General features: G+C 45.8%; 13 protein-coding genes and 9 tRNA genes. 1 reads left to right on the top strand and 21 read right to left on the bottom strand.

All coding sequences use genetic code 11. The features are described 5' to 3' along the window. Positions 1-68: 68 nt before the first annotated feature. The gene (locus AC58QC_RS28045; protein ID WP_497418318.1) at positions 69-5,978 is read right to left on the bottom strand and encodes a galactose-binding domain-containing protein; all 5,910 of its coding nucleotides are present in this window, start codon (positions 5,976-5,978) and stop codon (positions 69-71) included. Between the two features lie 1,025 nt (positions 5,979-7,003). On the opposite strand from AC58QC_RS28045, the gene AC58QC_RS28040 reads away from it, so the two are divergent. After that, positions 7,004-7,981: a GntR family transcriptional regulator gene (locus AC58QC_RS28040; protein WP_497418317.1), complete on the top strand. Its 978-nt coding sequence runs from the start codon at positions 7,004-7,006 to the stop codon at positions 7,979-7,981. Between the two features lie 305 nt (positions 7,982-8,286). Here the strand turns inward: AC58QC_RS28040 and AC58QC_RS28035 are convergent, their stop codons facing one another. The 20 genes from AC58QC_RS28035 to AC58QC_RS27940 all read right to left on the bottom strand — a co-directional run bounded on the left by AC58QC_RS28035 (position 8,287) and on the right by AC58QC_RS27940 (position 23,388). Next, on the bottom strand, positions 8,287-9,504 hold the full coding sequence (locus AC58QC_RS28035; protein ID WP_497418316.1) for an MFS transporter: 1,218 nt from the start codon (positions 9,502-9,504) through the stop codon (positions 8,287-8,289). Positions 9,505-9,562: 58 nt separating this feature from the next. Next, positions 9,563-10,273: an SDR family oxidoreductase gene (locus tag AC58QC_RS28030; protein WP_497418315.1), complete on the bottom strand. Its 711-nt coding sequence runs from the start codon at positions 10,271-10,273 to the stop codon at positions 9,563-9,565. Between the two features lie 318 nt (positions 10,274-10,591). Then, a complete protein-coding gene (locus tag AC58QC_RS28025; RefSeq protein WP_497418314.1) occupies positions 10,592-11,176 on the bottom strand; it encodes a TetR/AcrR family transcriptional regulator in 585 nt (194 codons plus the stop codon). A 139-nt stretch (positions 11,177-11,315) separates the two neighbouring features. Continuing rightward, the gene (glmS, locus tag AC58QC_RS28020) at positions 11,316-13,145 is read right to left on the bottom strand and encodes a glutamine--fructose-6-phosphate transaminase (isomerizing) (protein ID WP_497418313.1); all 1,830 of its coding nucleotides are present in this window, start codon (positions 13,143-13,145) and stop codon (positions 11,316-11,318) included. 454 nt (positions 13,146-13,599) lie between these two features. Beyond that, a complete protein-coding gene (gene glmM / locus AC58QC_RS28015; RefSeq protein ID WP_497418312.1) occupies positions 13,600-14,940 on the bottom strand; it encodes a phosphoglucosamine mutase in 1,341 nt (446 codons plus the stop codon). Between the two features lie 30 nt (positions 14,941-14,970). After that, complete coding sequence (locus AC58QC_RS28010; RefSeq protein ID WP_497418311.1) at positions 14,971-16,215, bottom strand: CdaR family protein; 1,245 nt, start codon at positions 16,213-16,215, stop codon at positions 14,971-14,973. Beyond that, positions 16,208-17,026, bottom strand: a complete 819-nt coding sequence (cdaA, locus tag AC58QC_RS28005) for a diadenylate cyclase CdaA (RefSeq protein WP_497418310.1) — start codon at positions 17,024-17,026, stop codon at positions 16,208-16,210. Before cdaA ends, AC58QC_RS28010 begins: the two co-directional genes overlap by 8 nt. A gap of 168 nt (positions 17,027-17,194) precedes the next feature. After that, complete coding sequence (locus tag AC58QC_RS28000; RefSeq protein ID WP_497418309.1) at positions 17,195-17,800, bottom strand: zf-HC2 domain-containing protein; 606 nt, start codon at positions 17,798-17,800, stop codon at positions 17,195-17,197. Positions 17,801-17,869: 69 nt separating this feature from the next. Then, positions 17,870-18,466 carry an RNA polymerase sigma factor SigW gene (gene sigW / locus AC58QC_RS27995; RefSeq protein ID WP_497418308.1) on the bottom strand — a complete coding sequence of 199 codons (597 nt, stop codon included), beginning with the start codon at positions 18,464-18,466 and terminating at the stop codon, positions 17,870-17,872. Positions 18,467-18,537: 71 nt separating this feature from the next. Continuing rightward, positions 18,538-19,407, bottom strand: a complete 870-nt coding sequence (locus AC58QC_RS27990) for a DMT family transporter (RefSeq protein ID WP_497418307.1) — start codon at positions 19,405-19,407, stop codon at positions 18,538-18,540. A 121-nt stretch (positions 19,408-19,528) separates the two neighbouring features. Further along, the gene (gene ppc / locus AC58QC_RS27985; protein ID WP_497418306.1) at positions 19,529-22,315 is read right to left on the bottom strand and encodes a phosphoenolpyruvate carboxylase; all 2,787 of its coding nucleotides are present in this window, start codon (positions 22,313-22,315) and stop codon (positions 19,529-19,531) included. 253 nt (positions 22,316-22,568) lie between these two features. Next, a tRNA-Gly gene (locus AC58QC_RS27980) sits at positions 22,569-22,639 on the bottom strand. Positions 22,640-22,659: 20 nt separating this feature from the next. Further along, a tRNA-Pro gene (locus tag AC58QC_RS27975) sits at positions 22,660-22,733 on the bottom strand. A 26-nt stretch (positions 22,734-22,759) separates the two neighbouring features. Then, a tRNA-Arg gene (locus tag AC58QC_RS27970) sits at positions 22,760-22,836 on the bottom strand. Between the two features lie 9 nt (positions 22,837-22,845). Beyond that, positions 22,846-22,920 (bottom strand) — tRNA-Gly (locus tag AC58QC_RS27965). A gap of 38 nt (positions 22,921-22,958) precedes the next feature. After that, positions 22,959-23,038: transfer RNA gene (locus tag AC58QC_RS27960), tRNA-Leu, on the bottom strand. A 19-nt stretch (positions 23,039-23,057) separates the two neighbouring features. After that, positions 23,058-23,133: transfer RNA gene (locus tag AC58QC_RS27955), tRNA-Lys, on the bottom strand. Between the two features lie 10 nt (positions 23,134-23,143). After that, positions 23,144-23,218: transfer RNA gene (locus tag AC58QC_RS27950), tRNA-Gln, on the bottom strand. Between the two features lie 9 nt (positions 23,219-23,227). Further along, positions 23,228-23,300 (bottom strand) — tRNA-Thr (locus AC58QC_RS27945). 12 nt (positions 23,301-23,312) lie between these two features. Beyond that, positions 23,313-23,388 (bottom strand) — tRNA-Val (locus AC58QC_RS27940). Between the last annotated feature and the right edge of the window lie 34 nt (positions 23,389-23,422).

Genomic DNA, 23,422 nt, shown 5'->3' with positions numbered 1-23,422 from the left:
GTGCACTTCTTTCAAGTGCCTCCGGTCCCTTTCTGTGTTGCCTTGCCATTTGACTAACATACTCTTCGTTATTGATAGACTTCCATTTCCCATAAAGAGTAGCCATATTGCGTATTACGTTGCGTACCGTTCATTTTTACATACCTGGCGTTGGTTGGGCTGAAGTTTATGCTAGCAATGCCGCCTTTTCCGGTTGTCGTTGCATACACGGGTGTCCATGACTCGCCATCTGTGGATACTTCGATTGTATAGGCTTTGGCCGAAGCATTTTCCCAGTTTAAAACTACACTACTAATCGAGACCGTTGCTCCCAGATCAATGCTTATCCATTGCGGATCGCTAAATGCGGATTCCCAGCGTGAGCCTTTATTTCCATCTACCGCATCAATGCCACCTCGCAGTGGATTTTCGGAGGTGAACGTCGGCTTGTTCAAAGCAAGATTAACTGCCAAATTCGGCGTGATTTCCTGCTGAACCGAAACTTCGCCATAGCCAGTTGCCTGAACGCTGATCGTGTAGCTGCTGGCTTCTGTAAACAAGGAGGCATCTAGGGTGATTTTCCCCGGTGTTACGTTATATTGCGGCGCGTTTAACATTGCGCCGTTTACCTTCACTGTTTGGATAGCCTCTCGCCATGCCACATCGTCCACATAGGTGATCTCAATTGGCTGACCAATCGTATTCTTCGTCGTATCAGCCGTTATTTCAGGTGTTGTTACTGGTACGGTTGGTGCACTCTCGGCGCTGCCGTACACTTCAAATTCAAAAAGCGAATAGCCATATTGCGTTGTCCGTGTCGTACCACTCATCTTGACATATCTTGCGCTCTCTGGAGCAAATGTAAGATTGTCGATTCCGGCTTTACCTGTTGTTGTTGCATAGACAGTCTTCCAAGTTACGCCATCCAAGGAAACCTCTAGCGTATAGCTCTTTGCCGCTGCATTTTCCCAGTTCAAACGCACATAATTGATGATCATCTCTGTACCCAAATCAACCGTGATAAACTGAGGATCGCTGAATGCAGACTCCCAGCGTGAGCCTTTATTTCCATCCACCGCTTTATTGCCGCCTTGAAGAGGGCTCTCAGATGTGATTGTTCGTTTGTTCAAAGCAAGATTAAGTGACAGGTTCGTGTTCGTGATCACTTCCTGCTGCACGATAGCATCGTTAAAACCAGATGCCTGAATGCTGATCGTATAGCTACCGGCTTCTGCAAATAAGGAGGCATCCAAAGTTAGTTTCCCAGATGCAACGCTATACTGTGCAGCAGGCAAAATCGTTCCGTTAAGCTTCACTGCGTTAATTCCATGTCTCCATGCCGCATCGTCCGCGAAGGTGATCTCGATCGGTTGACCGACCTTATTCATCGTCGTATCTGCGATCATTGTAGGGGATGCTAGTACATCGGACGGGTTACCGTATACTTCGAATTCCCACAACGAATAGCCATATGCAGTTGTCCGTGTTGTGCCGTTCATTTTCACGTATCTTGCGCTCTCAGGTGAGAACGAAATGTCGTTGATCCCTGGTTTACCAGAAGTTGTAGTATACATGGTTTTCCAACTGGAGCCGTCTAGGGAAACCTGAATCGTATAACTCTTGCCTGCGGCATTTTCCCAATTCAGAAGCGCACGGCTTACTTTGTACTCTGAGCCCAAATCAACCGTTATGAATTGAGGATCGCTGAACGCCGACTCCCATCTCGTATCCTTGTTTCCGTCAACCGCTTTATTACCGGCTTGCCCCGGGTCCGCGGAAGTGATCGTTGGTTTGTTTAGCGCAAGGTTCACTGTTGAGTTCGTAATAACAAATTGCTGAACGACAGCGTTAGTATAACCTTTGGCTTCAATCGTGATCTCGTAGGTGCCAACCTCTGGGAATAAAGAAGCATCCAACGTCATTTTTTCTGGAGCAAACTTATATTGACCACTGTTCAATTCTGTTCCATTTATCTTCACAGAGTTGATCGCACCACGCCAAGCTATATCTTCGGTAAACGTGATGTCAATCGGCTGACCGACACTGTTCATCGTCGTATCTGGCGTTAATTCCGGTGTGTCCAGAACACCCGAAGGGGTACCGAACACTTCGAATTCCCACAGGGAATAGCCGTATGCGGTTGTTCGTTTCGTACCGTTCACTTTGACATATCTTGCGTCCACAGCCGGGAACGTGATGTCGCTGATCCCTTCATGTCCGCGTGTTGTGGTATACACAGTTTTCCATGATTCCCCATCCTTGGAAACCTCAACGGTATAGCTTTTACCCGCTGCATTTTCCCAGTTCAAGCGTACATGGCTAATTTTATATTCTGATTTCAGATTAACCGTAATGAACTGTGGATCGTTGAAATCAGACTCCCAACGCGTATCCAACTTTCCATCTACGGCAAAAGTGCCCGCTTTGTTCGCTTTCTCCGAAGTAAGGGTAGGTTTGTTCAGAGCAAGGTTAACCGTTGAACTCGTGATGACATTTTGCTGAATCGTAGCATCCGGATATCCATCCGCTGAAATCGTAATGGTATAGCTGTTTTCCTCTACAAATAAGCTTGAATCCAAGGTAATTTTACCTGGTACTACGTTATATTTCGAAGCAGCCACAACGTTTCCGTTGACCTTCACGATGTTAATCGCATTTCTCCATGCCTCATTGTCCGCATAGGTCAATTCGATCGCTTGCCCTGTCGTATTCTGTGAAGAATCCGCCGTTACTTGTGGAGCTATTTTTGCATTCTTATCACTAACTTTCGTCGGATCCACTTTCACAAGCATTTTCGGACCTACGATAGCCGAACCTGTTATGCCAGCTGCGTTGCGGAAATTGACCGTAACAGGCACATTCGTTGGGTTCCAAATCATAGATGAATAGGTTGTACCTTTTTTATATACAGTCGCCCCAGACCATTCAGTCGCCCAGATCTCATTGGAACGCTGACCCATAGTGGCCATGTTATGTACGAACCAATAGGTGTCGAAAATTTCATTCTTCTGAGTACCTTCAATCGTCCATTTGTTTAGAACGCCTTGTGGGTCGCTAAGTGACTGGATTGGCCACACGATATGCTGCCAAGCCGTCTCAGGTCCCTTATTATCCTTCACGAATCCATTGTACAAGTCCGCTGCCTTTTGGGTATCAAAGCCATAGCTTGTCAAATATTCGCCAGTAGGCAGCCAATGGATGCCGTATACATTAACAGGATCTCCGCTGAAGAAGGTGCCAAAATTATACGCACTTCCGTATACTTGACCGACCGATTTGTGCTTAAACCCTGGCAGCCAGTTGTCATTGTCATAATTGAACCAATATTGCTCTACCGCCTTTAGTTCAGTCGTAAAGCCATAAATGGCGATATCGCGGTCTGCCTTACTGCCTGAAAGCAAGCTCCACATGTATTCCCCAACCCAACCGAAGAGTGCTTCTCCCGCTGCTTCTTGGTTATTCCCGCTGTTATTGTCCCCATATCCGCCAGCCCATGAATGGCCTTCATACGGATCGAAGTTACGAAGGAATGGATAGAGTGGATCGTTTTTGGATGGGTTAGCATAATCCCGAATAAGGTGCTCCACCATGCTGCCATAATTGTCTTTGAAATCCTGATCATAAGTCGCTAGAATAGCGGAAGCAAACGCGTAATAACCATACGTAAAATGGTGGTCCGTTAGGCCTGTGTTTGCACCGAATTCACTGGATTTGTAATACATGGTACCCCAGGTTGGATCGTAATACATGAAGTATTCCGGTTCGCCCTTCGTATACGTATACCAGTCGGTTAGTATCGTTTTCAATCTGCTTAGGAAAACATTTTTATAATACGTGTCGCCGATTTGATCAGCGATCAATACGCCCATAGCCAAAGGATGAAGTACTTTTCCTTGCCAATACGCATCGCCGGCCATTATATTTTTGGAGGTCGACTCATCTAGGAAGTCTAATTGCTCTAACAAGGCATCGCGCGAGTATGTAGGATCCCCTGGTTCCGTAAACTGAGGCACAATCCCGTAGAATTTGTCTACCGTGGTAAAAGAGTTGCCTTCATGCAGCTTCAATGTCCCCCGAATGGACGAATAAGTAAGATTTGTAAGCGATGAATCCGTCAACTTCCATTGATGGGGAAGTAATGTCATCAAAGTCGTTGGTGCCAAATCAGCCCGCTTCTGATCGATCGTGACTTCGAACTTGGTCGTGACATCCGAAGTATTCTCGTTAAAGCTCGGAGTGACCATCGTATTCGTGACGAAGGCGTAAGCATGTTGATAGAAGTAGTTCAAATCAACAGCTGCTGGAATCGTAGCGAAGGACAAATAATTTTGCCCATTGCCAAGTCGAATCTTAATTTTGCCTCCGACTTTCGTAAAAGTAGAACCTTCAGGTGCGAACAGACCGTAGTTTCGAGTTACGGTTTGCGGTTTCGGAGCGCCATCCTTGTTGGTGACGGTGAACCCGATATGGTCCGTCTTTACAGAAGCGCCTTCAGACGCAAGGATCTCGTTATTGCTGTCATCGAAAAACCGCGTTGTAGCAGGGAAGTATAATTCCGGTGTTGATGGGTCGCTGAACTCGGAGTATAGATAAGGCGAACCTTTGACAAACGTTGTTTTCATTTTGTCGGTCTCGTTGTCGCTTAACACAACAGTGGCAGCCCAGTCGCTGTACCCGGATATTTTGTTCTTTATGCGGGATGCACTGATATTACCTGACATCAAGTAAACATCGGGATCTCCGCCTGCATACTGCGAATTCCCACTCTCATCCACCCAACCCGCGCCGGGGTTCAGGATGCTAAGACCTTGATTGGTATATTTGGATTTAAGCGGAAGCGTGATTAGACTGTCACTCAAATCTTTAATCAATACGGACTGCCACCAATCGTTAGAAGCAATCGGTGCAGCGACATTATCCGTTTTATTGACCGGTGGTCTAGGCTGCGGCATTGAAACATCATTTGTTAAATAACTGCCCTTTCCAACGTTAACTGTAGAGGCAGTCGGCAATGTCGGAATGGTATAAACCGGCTGGGGATCCCCTGGCACGTAATCATATACAGAGAAATTGAATAGAGAGTAGCCAAAACTAGTCGTCCTGCTAATTCCTTTCATTCTCACATAACGGCCACTGGCATATACAGGTGTGTCCATTAAACCTTCTCGCCCATTCATTTCTCTGTAAATCGTCTTCCAATTGACGGCATCATCAGATACTTGAAGGTCGTAGATCCTACCTGCTGCGTTTTCCCATTGCAATCTAATACGCCCGATAGTGCGAACACTTTCCAAATCAACATAAATCCACTCATCACTTGTATCGTGAGATGACCATCGCGTCTTCATATCCCCGTCTACAGCATGCTGCGGGATCATAAGGGGTTTATCTTTTTCAGCAATTTGGTAGGAGGAAGCGACAACAGGTTTATTTAAAGCGACATCCTCACCAAGAACAATGGGCTGAGGGTTAGTTCCGCCTGTACCGTAAACCTCAAATTCATAGAGAGAAACACCATAATTTCCAGCGCGTTCGAGAGACAGCATACGTACGTAACGCCCAGATCCTGTTAGCGAAATCGTGTCCACGCCTCCGTCACCGGTGATGTTTTCGTAAATATCTTTCCACTGTGCCTCATCGTCGGAAACTTGAATCTTATAGGATTTGGAATAGGCGTTCTCCCAACGGAGAACAACTTGGTCAATGGTTGCCTCAGCACCAAGGTCAACATAAATCCACTGCGGATCTGCACTAAAGGCGCTGCCCCAGCGAGAGTCCTTGACGCCATCTACCGCTTTGTCGGGCGTTAATCCTCCCTCCATCGATGAAGCGTAAGCTGCTCCCTCATACGAAATTAGATGCGAAGTACCAGCAGCCTTTGCGGCAGTCGCCTTTGGGATAGGTACCACGCTAAATACGCTAAGTGCCATGGATGAAGCGATCGATAAAGAAATAATCTGAAAAAATTTCTTGCGAATCCTTCTAGCATGCAATGCCATACCAATTTTTCCTCCTTAAGATGTTGCCCCTATGGGGGTCAAGCTGTGATTGCAGTCATTGTCAAAACGAATCTTTTCGCGCAAATTTTGTCGACTGGTTTTCACAGCCTGATTATATTCTGCACTGGGAAAATAAAACAATGAGCAGATCTACCTAGGGTTTCGTGCCTGCTAGTCCAACTAATCTGTAGGAGGAAAACATTGAAATGCAATTTTCGGTTCATTATTTCCGCCGAGATTGAGCCATCAATCCGAGTTGTACGCTGTTCTCATCGCGTTACATCCCATCAAACGAGCTTATGTAAATTAATGGGTATAATTGCCTATTAAATTCTATTTTTGTATGTAAAATCTATATTATATTTTTTTTGTAAATAACTGAACTGGCATTTTTCTTAGGTTTTCGCTAACAAGACTAGGACACACGGAAACAGAACCAGCATATTTTCACTGGTACTTTTTACCATTCAAGACTAATGTACTTAATCACTATTCCTGTGGTGAATGTTTAGCCATCGATAAAATTAGGTCGCTCGCGGAACATTTGGCAAGAGATCGAGACTTTGGAGTTGCCCCCATCCCCACATACTGACATGCTCCTCGACTACAAATTCCAATCGTTATCGTTGCTTTTTCAGGTGGTGGAAATTGACTAAACTTGAATTCCAGCGGTCCTTCCTTTAGTTCAAAGTAACCAACATTTTCAACAACGCCTACTTGGCATACCGGACAATTGCAAACACCCATGATGTCTTCATCCTTTTCTTTTCTGTCCTGACTGTTCAAGCTCCAACGAGACACGTTCGCAAATAGGGGGAACAGCGATGGTGACTTTCGTTATAATAAAGCTTCATCCTTTTGATAACAGAAAACTACCCGTAGCATAACATATAAATACATATTTAACTAGTTATTTAGTCTTTTACACCTTTCTTTCCATGTCAGATTCTAGGGAATCTTGTTTTTATTTTATCTACCGATGCGATATAATATAGCTTGTCAAGCTAGAGAAAAGGTGATCATTCATGGACGAAAAAAAGCTGCCACTTCGAGTAGCTCCCGATCTAGTTTTTAATATGAATACGCAAATCAAGGAACAATTAAAATGGCTGATTGGCATTGGCCAAATCGAGCCTGGCGATATGCTTCCCTCTACAAGCCAATTGGCCGATGAATTAGGGCTTAATCTAAATACGATTAATAATGCGTTTACTCAACTTCGTTATGAAGGGCTTGTCACCATGCAAAGGGGGCGGGGTACACAGGTTGTAGACGGGCCCCAAACAGAGCGGCTCCGAAAGGAACGGCTGTCTATGCAGAAGCTGTTGGAGAAGACCATTCGTGAAGCTATCTCCACAGGCCACGATTTACAGCAACTTTTCACGGCCAGTCTCGCTTATGTTCTGTTGAACACTCCTCGATCCCAAGGAAAATTACATATTGTATTGGTCGAATGCAAAGGGCATGATCATCATTTCCTCCGTGAGGCTATTGAACAAGCGACAGATGGTACCGTGACGTTGCTCTTTCTAGAGGATCCGGACCCAAATGGGGATGAGGCTGACGAAGTACTACGCCACGCTCATTTCATCATCACAACCTTGATTCACGAAGATGAGGTTAGATCCCGCTTCGCCTGCTATGACAAAAAAATAGTTGTTGTTGGCACAACAGTGGACACTTCCTGTCTCCTCCAAATTTCCAGGCTAGAATTGGATACTAACGTCACGTTTGTTTGCCTTGGCAAGACTGGCGGAGAATGGATGGCGAGCCAGGTTCGTGACGCGGGCATTCAGCACATACATTGTGGGATATTAGGCTGGGATGAACAAGAAAAATTGGATAGTGTCTTGCAGCATTCGGACAAAATTTATGCTTCCTCCTCTGTCTTTCCTGAATTGAAGAAATTAGCTTCGGAGAAAGTGGAGTTGTTCCCCATACGATTTGAGAAAACTAGTAAAAGCTTGTTACATGACATCTCCAAACAAGGCATTAGACGCTAGAAATACGAACGACAGCAATTGTCTCCTCCCCTGAGTTGCGTCTAACTTACATTCTTCCTTAACTCGCCAATGGTACCCTTTTCACGTCACACAAAATATCCCCTTCAATTTCACTCATTCCTCCTATTTCATTAGGTTTTTCTGAGTGTTTATTCAAGGGGATATTAAGTATTTATATGTTTGATCTTAGTAGTTCAAAAAACAGTTAACCTCCGCAAATGATCCTGCCAATAAAGGATTCCTCTTCGATAAAATAGTTTTCGCTTCAGAGAAATATAACGATGGAACTAATTGTTGTATACATATCATCCAATCGGCTTAGGGGTTACAGGTGCTGTCACCACAGCCATACGGTTTTTCATCGAAAGAAATAAGGTAAGGAGTGCAAGGAATGCCACAATGATCGACAGAATCCATATCGCGCTGCTGAAGCCGTAGGCCGTCGAAGCCACCCCGCCACCGTATGCACTAAGGCCTTGGAACAAATAGGCGACGACCAGCACAGCGGAGATAAACTGTACGCGATACTGAGCAGACGAGTTGATAACGACAATCCCGATTCCACCTGCTGCAGAGAAGCCATAGCCAAGTCCGCCGAGGATCGCCGAGATGACAAACAGAACGAAGGAATGCAACTCTGAAGCGGTAACCAACATAACCACTGTTAAAAAGACGGAGATCATACCAGCTCGAATCGACGTCCTAGGGCTCAAGCGCCCTGCAATTGTAGCGCTAACCGCGGCCAGCAGATACGAAATCGACAGAACAGTTCCAATAACAAGAATGTCATTCGTTCCGACGACATCACGTGCGATTTGGGCTCCTAGCGATAAAAATACTGCACCGTTTGCGAAACCCGTTCCTGCTGCTAATGCAGCTAATGCATATAGTCCCCATTGTCCTGGCGGGATTTGAATGCCTTGCGGCTTCCAGCCAGTTTTCCGGACTGATTCCGGTGTTTTATTTTGGGGAATAAACAAGCATAGGATTATGCTGAAGGATACAATGGCGGTCAAAACCCAATAACTGAAGTGCAGCGGCGATGGGGCATATTTAATGAGAGCTGCACCTATAATCGTTGCAAGGAAAAGACCGAAGGCCTGTGTGATTGTGTTGATTGATCCCGGAAATTTCTTATTGGATGTCGGATTAAATTCTACAAGTGCTGCGGCACCAGACCCTGCCGTGAGTCCAACCCCAATACCTTGCAGTATACGACCAGCAAACAGCCAAAACACGCTCGGTGCTGAAGCGAATGCTAATGCGCCTATGAGTAGAAAAGTAAGTCCGATCAATAACGTGTTCCGACGGCCAATGTAATCAGAAATGTTCCCTAAGAGAATGAGGACCAGAATAAGTACGATCGGAGACGATGCAAAAATACCTGTCGTTACCGCCTTAGATAGATGCCACTGCGACGCATAAATAGGGAAAACAATCGAAGGAGCAGTACTGGCCCACAAGCTGATGGTCAGGATCCAGGCTACAGCCCAGAATGCCGCTTTCGATGACATTGTTTTCATTAACTTTCCTCCTTCACGATACGTATTTTTTACTTACATAATTCAGGCGTTATATGGTTTACTCGTTGGCTTGGAATAATTGTGGGTACATGCTCAAAACTCCACCTGCAAGGTCTTTCTGCACTTTACGACTCGTATCGTCGGCTACAATCTCATAACTGTGGGCTTCAATGCCCGCAATAGCAATTTTGGCGATATCCGTAGGATTAGCTTTCGGTGCTTGAATATTCGCAGTCATATCTGTATCCATGAACCCCACGTGCAGACTGGAAACTCTTATGTTGCGAGGAGCCAAATTCAATCTCAATACGTTCGTCAATCCCCACTCTGCTGCTTTAGCCGCCGTATAAGCGCCAGCGCTTCCGAAGCTGAACCAGGACAAGACTGATAGTACGTTCAGAATGCTCCCTCCGCCATTGCGCTCCATAATCGGTGCAAATGTACGGACCATGGCGAGTGTACCGAACACATGTGTATCAAATTCAAGATGAATGTTATCTAAATCACCTTCAAGCAGCGAAGCACCGGTGGATGATCCTGCGTTGTTAATCAACAAGGTCACATCCTTTGCCACTTCCGCTGCCGCGGCTACCGAATTCGGATCCGTAATATCTAATTGGAGCGGAATTGCACCAGGAATATCTATAGTTTCTGGGTTTCTAGCACCTGCATACACTTTAGCCCCTCTAGAGATCAGTTCAAGCGCTAATTGACGGCCAAGTCCTCTGTTCGCTCCAGTGACTAACGCAATTTGATTTGTGATGTTCATAATAATGTCCCCTCTTCATGAGATGATATATTTAAGAATGACCGTTCTTTAAAAAGATAAAAAAATACCTACTTACAAGCATGGATTCCTTAGAATTCAATGGATATTTAACGCTCGTTCATTCCAAGTTTTCTGCATCTCTCCTACGCAATACAGCATACTCCATTTAAGAACGTCCGGTCAATAACTATTTCTAACCATTCCTTATGCAAATAGGAATACATCTAAGCAATCGTATTATACTTGTGGGAAAATGGGATTTTTTAAAGAATGTTCGTTCTTTAATTTGCAATGAAACACCGGCGACTATGGCATCTATTACATTAAGATGGACATAGCCACCGCAGCAGCATCTTCCAACACTCTGCGATCTGTTGCTGTTTTGGCCAAAACTTGCAGACCGTGCCTTGTATTTACAAGAAACCGAGCAAGCTCACGAATACCAAACTTACTCTTCAGAGCCCCTTTTTGTTGGGCCCGAATTAGGAAATGGTAGAACCACGTTTCCATGTCGAGCATGTATGCTTCCACGCGCAGCGATACAACGGGGTCACTACTGCCTAGGGCCATTGCCGTGTTTGCCACAAAGCATCCGCGACGCTGCTTCTCATCATCAAGGGACAGGTCGATCAACTTCGTAAAGAAACGCTGCAAAACCTCCTTGGGCTCACCATCCTCTTCCAGGATGTAGTATACACGTTCCTTCGCTACCATTCGGAAACGGTCCAAGCAAGTTAAGAATAACTTATGCTTATCCCCAAACGTATCATACAAGCTCCCGCGATGAACACCTGTATGCTCCACCAAGTCTTGAATGGATGTTCTTTCGTATCCTTTCTCCCAGAACAGCTCCAAGGCTTTATCTAACGCAGCTTCTTGATCAAACTCTTTAGGCCTTGCCATATTGGATAACCTCCTTTCCCTGCTATCATACATGTTTAAGAATGTTCAGTAAAGAATCATTGTTTACATTAATAAAAAAGACCCTGAGAATTCTCTCAGGATCTTCTGCTTACCACACAATAAACGAATCAGCTTCTACCTACTCCACCGTCACACTCTTCGCCAAATTCCTCGGCTTATCCACATCATTCCCACGCGCCAATGACGCGTAGTAAGAGAGCAACTGCAACGGAATTACAGACAACGCAGGTGTTAACACATCCAACGTCTTCGGAATAATGAACGTGCTGTCTACCGACTTCTGCAGCTCCATTTCGCCTTCCACCGCAATACCCAGCACATTCGCGCCGCGCGCCTTCACTTCTTTAATGTTGCTCACAGTTTTCTCCAACAGCTCATGCTGTGTCGCTAACGCGATCACCGGAATATCATCCTCGATCAGCGCAAGTGTGCCGTGCTTCAACTCACCCGCTGCGTACGCCTCGGAGTGAATGTATGAGATCTCTTTCAACTTCAAAGAGCCTTCTAGCGCTACCGCATAATCCAAGCCTCTGCCGATGAAGAACAGATTATCATGCTTCGCCATCTCTTCAGCAACAACCTTCAATGCTTCTGCTTGCTCCAAAATCTCACTAACTTGCGCAGGCAGCTCCTTCATCGCTGTAATCACTTCAGCAATTTCCTCAGGCGTTTGCGTGCCTAGTGTTTGGGCCAAATGCAGACCAAGCAGGTAGAACGCGATCAATTGCGACGTGTACGCTTTCGTCGAAGCTACCGCAATTTCCGGTCCAGCCCATGTTGTAATGATATCGTTCGCTTCACGTGCAACAGAGCTTCCTACAACATTCGTAATCGCCAGCACGTGTGCGCCACAACGTTTCGCTTCACGAAGTGCCGCCAACGTATCCGCCGTTTCACCGGATTGGCTCACAACAATGACAAGCGTATCCTTTGTGATAATCGGGGAACGATAACGATATTCAGACGCTACATCCGTTTCCACCGGAATACGCGCCATTTTCTCAATGACATATTTCCCAACCATACCAGCATGGAACGCCGTTCCACAAGCCACGATATGCACACGGCTGATGTTGCGAATCGCCTCTGGCGTAATCGACAGCTCATTCAACGTGACGCTCTTACCGTCAGGTGAAATACGACTTCCCATCGTATCGCGGTACGCCTTCGGTTGGTCATAAATTTCCTTCAACATGAAATGATCAAATCCGGCTTTTTCCGCCGTAACAATATCCCAATCGACATGGAACATTTCCCTGGAAATAAAATTCCCCTCTAAAGTCATTAATTCGACAGCATCCCGCGTTAATAGCGCCATTTCGCCATCATTGAGAATAAACACATTACGTGTATACTCTAGAATCGCTGGAATATCTGAACCAATGAAGTTCTCGCCTTCGCCAATACCGATAATCAACGGGCTAGCTTGACGCACAGCTACGAGACGGTCAGGTTCGAACTCTGTCAAAACACCAAGCGCAAACGCACCTGTCATGTGCTTCACGGCTTTTTGAACGGCTTTAAGGATATCTCCCTCGTACAAACTCGCGATCAAATGCGAAATAACCTCTGTATCCGTCTCCGATACGAAAACATGGCCCTTCGCGATCAACTCTTCTTTCAGCGTAATATAATTCTCAATAATACCGTTATGCACAACGGAGAATTTCAAAGAATTATCGGTGTGTGGATGTGAATTCACATCTGACGGCTTACCATGTGTCGCCCAGCGTGTATGCCCGATCCCAACACTTCCGTTCAACGGCGTTTCACCCAGCTTCGACTCGAGGTTCGCAATACGGCCCTTGGCCTTCTTAATTTGCAAACCATCCGCCGTATACACCGCAACCCCAGCAGAATCATAGCCTCTGTACTCTAGCTTTTTAAGGCCTTCCAATAAAATCTCCTGAGAATTACGCTTTCCAATATAACCAACAATACCGCACATAGTTACAACCTCCAAATTTTTATAAGCCTCTTCTGCAAGGGCTGTTTGTCAAGGATCTCAATTCACTATCAAACATAAATAAATAAACCATCTATAAGGGCGTTCATTACGTGTACATGTCAAAAAAACGTTAATAGATGTTGGATACTTGTCTGCCCGGTCGCCCGAACGATTTTGCTCTCCAACTTAACGGCACTCCTCGTGCCGGAAGGTCCCCGCCGAATGTTTCGAACACCTTCACCTCGTCAACTCACCGCGTAGTAGCAGCCTTTCGACTACATTTCCGTCCCGCTTGCGAGTTCTGGCGCTATTTAATACGAATAACCTCTGCCCTGCCTTTCCTTCTTGAGTAACTTCATCATATGCATTTTAATGCCGCAATGCAACTTGTTTTTGGCATGCCTCATCCCCCACCCGCTATTTTCTAGCAAAATGAGGGACTAGCAACCTATGATTATACCAATTGCTCTTGAATAACTTTCGCAATGTCGTGAACGTATGCTTCAACTTGTTCCTTGTCTGGGCCTTCAGCCATAACACGAATCAAAGACTCCGTACCCGATGGACGAACCAACACGCGGCCGTTATCGCCGAGTTCATCTTCCACTTTACGGATCGCTTCCTCGATCACAGCGTTATCCTTCAGCTTGCTCTTGTCAGCAACACGAATGTTAACGAGCAATTGTGGGAATTTCCGCATAATCCCTTTCAAATCACTAAGCTTACGCCCAGATTCAACTAGCGTATTCACCAATTGCAGAGCTGTCAGAATCCCATCTCCTGTCGAGATGTAATCTAGGAAAATAACATGACCCGATTGCTCCCCGCCCAGGTTGTAGCCACCTTTACGCATCTCTTCCATCACGTAGCGATCACCTACAGCTGTTTGCAGAGCCTTCAAGCCCGCTTTTTCGATCCCTTTGAAAAAGCCGATATTCGCCATCACCGTCGTCACGATGGTGCCGTGGTTCAGCTTCCCTTGGCGATTCAGCGCATCGCCAAGAATGCTCAAGATGAAGTCGCCATCGACTTCATCGCCCTTCTCATCGATCGCGATCAATCGATCCGCGTCGCCGTCAAAAGCAAGCCCGATGGCTGCGCCATGCTTAACCACCTCGTCACGAAGCGTCTCTGGGTGGGTGGAGCCGCAATCATCGTTGATGTTGCGCCCATTCGGCTCTGCGCCGATGGTGATCACTTCCGCTCCCAACTCGCGGAAAATCAAAGGCGCCAGCTCATAAGCTGAGCCATTCGCGCAATCAAGAACAACCTTCACGCCGGCGAAGGATTTGGACACCGTCTCCTTCAAGAACGCTAGATAAGCATGCTTCGCATCTTGCTGATCCGAAACCGTACCAATCTCGCCGCCAACTGGGCGAGGCAGTTCATCAACAGCTGCGTCCAGCAGCTGTTCAATTTCAAGCTCCGTTTCATCCAGAAGCTTGAAGCCGTCGCCGCCAAAGAACTTAATCCCGTTATCCTCAACTGGATTATGTGAAGCGGAGATCATAACGCCGGCGTCTGCGCCTAGCTTTTTCGTCAAATAAGCGACCGCTGGCGTGCTCACCACACCAATTCGAATCACCTCAACACCAATCGACAACAATCCTGCTACAAGGGATGCTTCCAACATTGGCCCCGAAATTCGTGTATCTCTCCCGATCACGACTTTCGGATGCTTCGCCTGTCTTGTTAACACAAACCCGCCGCAGCGTCCTACTTTATAAGCTAATTCTGGTGTGAGTTCGCCATTCGCGACACCGCGCACACCATCTGTTCCGAAATATTTCCCCATTTTTGTATTCTCCTCTTTCTCTATTCCCCATTATGGATTTGTAGCTTTTACGTTTTTCTCGCTGATTTCAACAATCGCCTTCACTTCTTGCGGAAGCCCAAGCTTCACAAAGGTAGGCAGATTTAAAGTAACATTCAATTCATGCTTACCTGGCGGCAAATTACTAACATCTAGTATCGCTTGAATATCTTGAACTTTCAATTGGTCAATAATGGCAGGAGCCCCTTCTACCGTAATGTTCAAGGTAGCCGACGCCGGCTGTGTAACTTTGGTTACATAGTTCTCATTTTGACCAATAATCGTAATCGGTATATTTTCTACGGCTTTCGTGATCGAAGGCACAACCTCAACATGGACGGTTACCTTCGCAGGATCCAATTGAGTTACTTTATTCCTTAGAGGAATGTCCAGTGCAAAATCTTTCGTTTCCTTCAAATCCTGCAGACTAAGCTGTGGCCCTTGATAGAACTCCAGGCGATCTACGACATCCTGCGCTCCGTATACTGTCACCTTATCTGGGGTTTGCGTAACCATGGCGATTGCATAGCCCTTCGGCGGTTCACCGCTTATTTTCAGCTGCAACGGAATCGTTTGGAACGGACTTGTGATAGGCACCTCAACGTCCACAACCGAAGGGTTAATGTTCAGTGTGACTTCTTTGCCTTCCTTATCAAAAGCCTGCAATCTAACCTGCTTTGTCACTGCCGATTGCGCTTTATCTACGGAAACCTCGCCGCGGACGTTCTCAATCTGATCGAGCTTACTCGTTTGTGCCGTAATATACACCTTACCTGGCTTCACAATAGGTTGTCCCGCTTTAAGGCCTGCTGCAGGCGTTCCTTTGACATTAATGACCACAGGTACTTCTTTCATCTGCAGCTCTTCAATGATGACGTGGACCGTTCTAGGAACGATCTCCACATCTACATCCGAGGGTATCCCTATTGGTGTAAGTGTAACCTGATGGTCGCCTTTACCGACCTGTGTCAAATCGAGCTGAATCTGATACGAATTGCTTGCCGTCACTTTTTTTACGGAAGATTCCTTGCCTTTCAGAATCACCTGTACATTGGCAGGAGACATCGACGATATGTAGTAATGCGTTTCATCGTATTTCGTTGTGATCGATACGTTATTAATGGTCTCCACGCGCTCGCGCAGCGGTGTATTCCCGGATATATTCGTCTCTTCCATATGCACGACTACCCATAGCAGAATCCCGATAACAAGAGCGACGATCCGTACCACATTCGTATTACGTAACCATTTATCCATTCGAACGACCCCTCCATTTCAAGAAAGGGTTCTTTTCATTTGCTTTTGTTTTTGGCTTCAACTCTTCAAAAAGCTTAGAAATCAACGATTCCTCTTTAATATCCCGCACAATATGACCATTCATGGTTAATGAAATTTGGCCTGTTTCTTCCGAAACAATCACACACATGGCATCTGAAACCTCACTCATACCAATCGCGGCACGGTGCCGAGTCCCAAGCTCCTTCGAAATGAAAGGATTTTCAGACAGGGGTAAATAACAGCCCGCCGCCATCAGCTGACCTTGCCGAATAATGACTGCACCATCATGAAGAGGCGTATTGGGGATAAAAATATTAATTAACAGCTCTCCGCTGATCTTGCTCTCTATCGCAATCCCGGATTCGACATAGTCGGTAAGTCCAGTCTCTTTCTCAAAAACAATCAAAGCCCCAATCTTCCGCTTGGCCAAATAATTCGCAGCCCGAATCACTTCACTGATTCGTTTGTTTACATCTTGATCCTCTTCTGATGAAGATCTGCCGCCGAATAGCTTCCCTCGACCTAATTGTTCCAAGGCTCTTCTCAGCTCAGGTTGGAAAATAATGATGACCCCGAGCACCCCGAACGTAAATGCTTGATTTACCATCCATTGGAGTGTACTTAACTGAAACCAAATACTAATGACCCAGATAATGACAACTACGAGGATACCCTTCATTAGTTGAATGGCCCTTGTCCCGCGCACCAATAGGATCAATTTATAAATCACATAGCTAACGATGAGTATATCGACGATATCCTTAGCCGAGATGCTCGTGAGCAAATCCATTGTATTCTCCCCCAGGCGACTAAACAAAGTTCTCTCTATAAAAGAATCATAACATAAACCCAGGTATACTTCTATTTATCTAGACTCGCCAGACGAGAATTGGTTCATTTTTCCTATATAAAAAATAGAAAAAGCCCCCTATAGTCTCAGCTATAAGGGGACGTGCACTTATGGCGTGATTTTTCCTACGAACTCACCTAATTTATACCAAACCCAGCTCAATGCTTCATCGACTTGTTTGACTTCTCCAGAAATATGCGCCGTTGAGGCCAGGTTGACCGACCCATCGATCACGACGACATTCCCCGTTACATCGCCTTCAACCTTCAGTTCACCGCGTTTAACCACAAGATCACCTTTTACGGTATGTCCTTGCGGCACAATCACTGTATCCCCTTGAATAACGACATCCTGTAGGTTACTTCCCTGCACCATGAGATTCTTATCGTCGTCCCACATTGAAACGAAGCTTCCGAACATGACCGTTCCGAAAACAACAGCAACCGATACAGCAGGATGTCTGCGAATCCAATCGGTCCAGGTATTCTTCTTTTTCATCGGTGGTAATCCGCTCATAATCTGTGCAGTTAATGTATCAGGTACTTTGATGGAGGGCAGCATTCTAACCAAAGCATCCGTTTTCTCTAATTGTTTGAAAGTGTTATGACACGCCTGACAGGCTATCAAGTGCTCTTTCAACGGTAGAGCTTCAGACTTTGGTAAATCACCGTCGAGGTATTCATGTATGAGCGGGAGGGCTTCTTTACAATTCACGATATCGCCACCCCTTTCTTAGACTTTTGCATGATGTGATATACCATACGTTTCAATTTCAAAGATGTTTCAATTTCGAACAGGATTTGTACTAACAACTTGTTCCTCCTGCTCCAGCCTTTTTCGTAAGTACTCACGCCCCCTGTGTACACGCGTTTTGATCGTCGTCACGGGCATGTCGAGCACATCGCTTATTTCTTGCAGGGACATATCATGCAGATACCTGAGGATAACAACCGATTTATATTTCTCCGGCAGCGTCTCAATCGCTCGGTGAATTTGTGCCTGTGTTTCTGATACAATCAGCTGCTTCTCAGGTGTGTCCTCATCACTAGGCAGCATTGCATAATAATCATTGCCCTCACCATCCGTCATTTCCGCATCCAGCGAATACGTTTGCTTTCTTCGGCGCAGCTTATCAATGCATAAGTTTGTCCCAATCCGAAAAATCCACGTAGAAAACTTCTGATTTTCATCATAGCGATGCAAATTCGTATACACGCGCAGGAATGTTTCCTGCACGGCATCCTCGGCTTCTTGCTTGTTATTCAGCATGCGGTAAGCCAAATGAAAGATCTTGTCTTTATAGAGCTCTACGAGCTCCGCAAAAGCATTCCGATCCCCATTTCTGGCCAGCTTAGCCAGTCGTGCTTCAACAAAGTTCAATTTGATTTTCCTCCGGCTTCTCGACAATTCAAACTCAAATAATTTCCCTCTTCTAAATATATACGCAGAAATTACGATTTGTTTTCAGAAATTATAATTCCTGCTAAAATCAGCCCCATGCCTCCCCACTGTAACCCGCTAATCGGCTCTCCAATAAGGAGATACGCAGCGAGGATAGCCACAGGAAGCTCTACAGAGCCCAACAAAGCAGCGAGTGTACTACCGATCTTGGGTATGCCGATGTTAAATGAAATTGTCGGTACAGCCTGTCCTAAGAAGCCTAACAGCAATCCCCATAGTACCAGCATGCCACCATTTTCTTGAACAAAGACCGTCGGCGGATACAAGATATACATAACCGGCAACGCGGCCGTGAGCATTATCGCAGAATTCATCAGCGGAGGCAGTGAGCTTACCACTTGTCCCGTGAAAAACAGAAAAATACTATAGGTTAACGCTGATATAAGTCCATATAGTATGCCCAGAATGCTAAGCTCTCCCCAGTTTGTCTCCAACACATTCACACCAAGTATCGTCCCTGCCAGAATGAGTGCAATCGCAAACCCTTCCATTCGTTTAGGCCATCTACGGTTCACAAGACAATCCATGGCGATCGTCATCCACGTAAATTGAAAGAGAAGAATAATGCATAGGGAGGCATCGAGCTCTTGCAGCGCAATATTGTAAACAACCGTCGTTAACGACAATCCAAAAATACCAATCAATCCAAGCTTAATCCACGGCCCTTTGAAGGGATTCACCCATGATTTTTTGTGAAAAAGAATCAATACCCATACGAACAGAGTTCCCATCGTCATTTGAGCAGGTGTAATCTGTCCGTCCGTGAAGCCTTGATCATACGCCATTTTAATAAATGAGGAGAGCAAGCCATAGCTTGAAGCTCCAATAAGAACAAGGACTATTGCCAACCATCGCCCCATGCTGCTGCGCACCTCCTGTCTTTGGGCAATTCCCGTAATCACAGGAAAAGCCGAGCTGCCTGCATAGCTGCAAGGCCCCCGACTTTATCATCCTGTTGCTTTTATTAGGTTGTTGTAAGGATCAGCCCGTATTCCGAAGTCCCGCGGCAATCCCATTAATCGTAAGTAGTACTTCACGAAGCAGAATCGCATCATCTTCATTGTTTTCTCTTAGTGCACGAAGCTCAGTGAGCAGTTCAACCTGCATGTAGCTTAGTGGGTCTACGTAAGGGTTACGCAATTTGATCGATTCTTGAATGACAGGCACATTATCCAGAATCTCTTGCTGACCTGTAATTTGCAAAATAATCGAGGACGTCAACTCATACTCTTCTTTGATTAAGTTGAAAATACGCTCTGCAATCGCCGATTCCTTAACCAAGCTGCCGTATTCCTTCGCAATTAGAAGATCTGCTTTCGCTAACGCCATTTGCAGGTTATCAATCATGGTGCGGAAGAATGACCAGTCCTCATACATCTCTTTAAGAACCGCTAGGTTGCTATCATTGCCTTGCGCAAAACTTTGCAAACCTGTACCTGCCGCATACCATGCTGGAAGCAGGTATCTCGTCTGCGTCCAAGAGAATACCCATGGAATCGCACGCAAATCTTCGAACTTGTCGCTATTTTTACGCTTGGATGGACGGGAACCGATATTGAGCTCACCAATCTCCGGAAGCGGTGTGGATTCTTTGAAGAACGTTAAGAAGTCTTCGTCTCTGAAAATAAGATCTTGATACTTCGTCTGCGCTTGCTCCGAAATGCCACGCATAATATTCTCCCACTTGTCTTCTAGCGGGTGTCTTTGCGGGGAACGGGACAGCTTGGATGCTGTGATCAACGCAAATGTTGCTTGCTCCAAGCTACGGTAAGCAATCCCTTGCAGGGAGTAACGGGAAGATAAGACTTCACCTTGCTCCGTAATCTTGATGCCGCCACCAAGCGTTTCTACCGGTTGTGCTAGAATGCTTCGGTTCAGTGGCATACCGCCACGACCTAAAGCACCGCCACGACCATGGAAGAACTTCAACTTCACGCCGAATTTCTTCGCTGCTTCTGTGATGTCCTGAAGCGCCATACGCAGCTCCCAGTTCGCTGTAATCACACCGCCGTCTTTATTACTGTCGGAGTAACCCAGCATAATTTCGTGCAGCTGTGTTTCAGGATCAAGGCTATCTCGGTAAGCAGGGATCGCTAACAACGTGCTCATAATACCAGGCGCCGCATGCAAGTCGTCAATCGTTTCAAAAAGCGGAACAGACTGAACCGTACTTGTTACCGTACCGTCGCTCTCTCTGCGGTATAGGCCCGCCTCTTTGGCAAACACAACTACTTCAAGCATATCACTTGCACCTTGCGTCATCGAGATCAGGTAGCTGTTAATACAGTTGCGTCCGAATTCTTTCTGAGCTTTACCTACTGTACGATAAACATCTAAGCATTCCTTCGTACTATCCGTATAATCCAAATAAGTTGAAGTGATCGGACGTGGATCATTCAGCACATTTGTTAGCAATGAAATCTTCTCATCTTCCGAAAGCTTGCTGTAATCCGGTGTAATGCCCATTTTGGACAAAATTTCGGTCATCGCATTCTCATGTTCTTTACTGTGCTGTCTGATATCCAGGGCAGCCAAGTGGAAACCGAAAAGCTCAACCTGACGAATCAGCTTCTTAATGTATTTATCAGCGACATAATCTGCAAAGTGCGCTCGCAAACTAGCCTCCATAACTTGCAAATCTTGAATAAACTCTTCAGGAGTATTGTACTTCTGTGCAGCAGGCACATTGGCATTGCCCGTATTATGAACCTTCTCGATCATATAAGTCGTTTTGATTCGGTACGGTTCTTTCTCATTACGCCAAACATCCTGTACATTCCCCATAGCGTCACGATCACATTGGATCGAATCGATCAAAGCATCGCTCACATTCACAATGTTCTTACTGAAGCTCATATGCGCAAGGGATTCCTTCAGAATTTCCTCATATTTCTGCAAAGCCAACTGACGGTGCAAACCAAGTGTTTCCCACGTCACATTCGCTCTAACAGATGGATTCCCGTCACGGTCTCCGCCGATCCAAGATCCAAATTTCAAGAAGGATGGCACATGCCATTTGTCTTCTGGGTAGTATTTATTTAAACAACGCTCAAGCTCATGATAAACCTCTGGAAGGACATCGAATAACGTCTCGTCAAAATAGTACAAGCCGTTACGCACTTCGTCGATTACCGTCGGTTTACGGTCACGCAGCTCATCTGTTTGCCACAAATTAAGCACTTCCCCCAACAGCTTTTCACGCAATTTCTCGCGTTCACGGTACGTTAGGTTAGGGTTGTCCAGCTTCATCATATCCTCAGAAATACGCAGGTTAATATCTAGTACTGCACGACGCATAGCTTCAGTTGGATGTGCCGTCATCACGAGCTCCAGAGAGATCGCTTTAAGAATTTCTTGCACCTCGGAATAAGGAATATGCGTATTCTTCAGCTCTTGCACAATGCTTTCAATCGAACCTGGTTGTACAGATTCACCAGAGGAGCGCTCATAGTCACGCTTACGGCGAATACGATGGTTTTGTTCAGCAATATTAACTAGTTGGAAGTATATAGCGAAAGCGCGTATTACTTGATGGCGAATTTCCGGATCTAGTGAAGATATCGTTTTCTTAAATTCATCATAGATCTCAATGACATAGTGTGCTCTTAACGACTTGCTCATTTCACGAATTCTTTCAACGACATCCAGCAGATCATTTCCGCCCTGATGTACAAGAACTTCGCCTAGTATGTGCCCAAGAAACCGAACATCTCTGCGCAGTAGGTTATTCGTAGTTTGCTTTTGAAGGACGATCTCACTCTCTACCATTACTCTCCACCCCATCTATTCACTATGATGCATTAATGCTTCTCTCTGCAAAAGCTAGTCGCTATAAAAACTCATTTCAGAATATTTTACCACAATCTCATCGCTACACATAGTATTAAAATAAAAAAAACCGTACGTTCCACGGTGGTAATTAATGTATTGGTAAGATTCTAGAAACCTCTGACCGGCTTGCATGTTATAGTTAATTCCCTAAACAAAAGAAAAAGCCACCCGAAGGTGGCTCTTTCTTTTAAGCGGGCGGCGGGAATCGAACCCGCGCGATCAGCTTGGAAGGCTGAAGTTCTACCATTAAACTACGCCCGCGTAGTTTAGAAAAATGATGATCGGGACGACACGATTTGAACATGCGACCCCCTGCTCCCAAAGCAGGTGCTCTACCAAGCTGAGCTACGTCCCGATACGTTTATAACCTATAATGAAGAATGGCGCGCCCTGAGAGATTCGAACTCCCGACCTTTTGATTCGTAGTCAAATACTCTATCCAGCTGAGCTAAGGGCGCATATTAAATTGGAGCGGAAGACGGGGATCGAACCCGCGACCCTCGCCTTGGCAAGGCGATGCTCTACCGCTGAGCCACTTCCGCAGGGTACCTCAGACATATGAATATGTTTGAGGATTTAATGCGCGTAGAGGGACTTGAACCCCCACGGTCACCCGCTAGATCCTAAGTCTAGTGCGTCTGCCAATTCCGCCATACGCGCATATTATAAAAAAGGCAAATGGTGAGTCATGTAGGATTCGAACCTACGACACCCTGATTAAAAGTCAGGTGCTCTACCAACTGAGCTAATGACTCAAGATAAAAATGGCTGGGGATCAAGGATTTGAACCTTGGCATGACGGAGTCAAAGTCCGTTGCCTTACCGCTTGGCTAATCCCCAATAATAACATGCCGTCGAGAGGACTTGAACCCCCAACCTACTGATTACAAGTCAGTTGCTCTACCAGTTGAGCTACAACGGCATATGAAGTTTATGGTGGAGGCTGACGGGATCGAACCGCCGACCCTCTGCTTGTAAGGCAGATGCTCTCCCAGCTGAGCTAAGCCTCCATGGGATGTGTAAATGGTGACCCGTAGGGGACTC

This window comes from Paenibacillus sp. J22P51 (genome assembly GCF_059692215.1).
This window is presented reverse-complemented; position numbering and strand designations above follow the sequence as displayed.